This window comes from Mangrovibacterium sp., from assembly GCF_059905295.1.
Genome location: NZ_JBZQJF010000034.1, coordinates 1 through 2,118 on the forward strand (window position 1 = coordinate 1; position 2,118 = coordinate 2,118).

Below are 2,118 nucleotides of genomic sequence, written 5' to 3' on the forward strand. Positions count from 1 at the left end.
ATTTTCGTTCCGGCCATTTGTTTCAAGGCAGGTTCAAAAGGTTCATTGTTCAAACTGATGCCTATTTAATGCGTCTTTACTGCTCCAGCGATAATCTGTCAGCCGTTCAATGATTCCAGCCCTAAGGGGATTGCGATGGATGTAGTAGGAAAGACTCATTAAATAGGCATCATTTTGAACAATGATACTTTTGAACCTGCCTTGAAACAAATGGCCGGAACGAAAATGACTCAGGTTGACCCGCCGGGTATACGTTACGTCTAACCACTGCATGCTTTTTGAAAGATTGGAGCGGGTCGTCTTTAGCAGAAGATGATAGTGATTCCCCATCAGCACATAGGCAAAAATATCTATCTCAAAACGTTCGGACATCTCGCCGATTGTCTTTAAAAACAATAAGCGATCTTGGTCGTCGTAGAATATGTCCTTCTGTTCATTGCCTCGGGAAAGGATATGATACAATGCGCCTTCATATTCAATTCGCCATGTTCTACCCATAATGTCGTCTGCAGGAACTATTGTTTTATTTTAGCATTTATTCACTATACAACGGGCTGTTGCCCAAATAGTTATTGATAATGAAGAATCTTCTTGCTAGAACCCAATGGTATGAAAGATTTAACGAGGAGACAACTACCATGATGGGTCGAAAGAAAACTCCCCAGCCGAAGCTCTTCTACGATAGAATTAACCTGGATCAACGGATTCGTAAAGACCACATTTTAAGAACAATTGATCAGGTTATCGATTTTGAATTCATTTACAAAGAAGTCCGGCATTTGTACGGCCGCAACGGCAATGTGTCGGTACCGCCTCCGACAATACTCAAGATGATGTTGTTGCTGATTCTGTACAATGTCCGATCAGAACGAGAGCTGATGGAAACGATTCCCGAACGACTCGATTGGCTTTGGTTTCTTGGATACGATTTGGATGATGAAATTCCCAACCACAGCGTGTTGAGCAAAGCCAGGTGCCGTTGGGGTGTACAAGCTTTTCAATCCTTTTTTGATCGCATCGTTCTCCAGTGTGTTGAAGCGAGCCTTGTTGACGGCACAAAATTGTTTATGGATGGCAGTACTGTTCAGGCAGACGCCTCCAACAACTCAATCGTAAATACTGAGGATATCAAACGCTATCTGAAAAAAAGTTACCAATCGTTTGAAAAACGCTTGGAAAAAGAAAGTTTCGAAGATGACGATGACGATTTGAATCCTCCTAAAACCGGCGTTGCCAATAAAAAACACGTTTCAACCACCGATCCGGATGCGTCTGTGCATCGACAAGGCGGAAAGCCCAAGCTCAAATACAAGGTTCATCGCAGTGTCGATGAGAAGCATGAGATCATTACTGCAACCACGGTGACTTCGGGATCCGTCAATGAAGCCCATCTTTTAAAATCCCTGGTGCTGGATCATGAGAGAATTACAGGAATCAGGCCCGAAGTCTGTGTGGCGGATAGCAAATATGGCATCATTGAGAACTATTTGGCCTGTTATGATCTTTGGATCAAAGGCCACTTCGAATCTTTTGAAAAAGTCCACCGAGGATCAGGACGCCAGAAAGGCATTTTCCCAAAGGAAGAGTTTGTCTACGACCCTGAGCGCGATGTGTTCATCTGTCCCGAAGGTGAAGAACTTCGACGCAGACGATTTAACAAGCATCGTCGGCAATGGGAATATACGGCCTCATTGAGTGTATGTCGCAATTGCAGTTCTTTCTCCAAATGTACACGAAGCAAAAGCGGCAGATCTTTAAAGCGTCACGAGCGGCAAAATGAGTTGGACATTATGTATGCACAAGCCGAATCGAAAGAAGCCAAAAAGGATATTCGGACGAGACAGCATTTAATGGAACGGTCTTTTGCTCGAAGTTACCGGTATGGATTTAAGCGAGCTCGCTGGCGGCGATTGTGGCGCGCTAAGATCCAGGAGTTATTGACGGCATCGCTTCAGAACATCTTGAGCTATATCAGAAATTTCAAAGAGCGTTCAATGGTACAGGAGGCGGCCAGTCGTGCCGGTAAAGTACAGGCAGCATCTGTATTCAAGTTTAAATACGACTATTGTCAAATGTTCGACAATATAATCTTCTATCTAAATTGGGTGAAAATTACGG

General features: G+C 43.8%; 2 protein-coding genes. One reads left to right on the forward strand and one right to left on the reverse strand.

Annotated features, from left to right (window positions below; translation table 11 throughout):
* Positions 1-42: 42 nt before the first annotated feature.
* On the reverse strand, positions 43-498 hold the full coding sequence (locus tag AC37HE_RS02250; protein ID WP_500781148.1) for a transposase: 456 nt from the start codon (positions 496-498) through the stop codon (positions 43-45).
* An 80-nt stretch (positions 499-578) separates the two neighbouring features.
* Between AC37HE_RS02250 and AC37HE_RS02255 the strand changes: the two genes are divergently transcribed.
* On the forward strand, positions 579-2,118 hold a 1,540-nt coding region (locus tag AC37HE_RS02255; RefSeq protein WP_500781149.1), incomplete at its 3' end, for an IS1182 family transposase.

Bases quoted from the DNA above. Each gene is read 5' to 3' on its own strand.
- AC37HE_RS02250 (WP_500781148.1), bottom strand. From the start codon at position 498: ATGGGTAGAACATGGCGAATTGAATATGAAGGCGCATTGTATCATATC.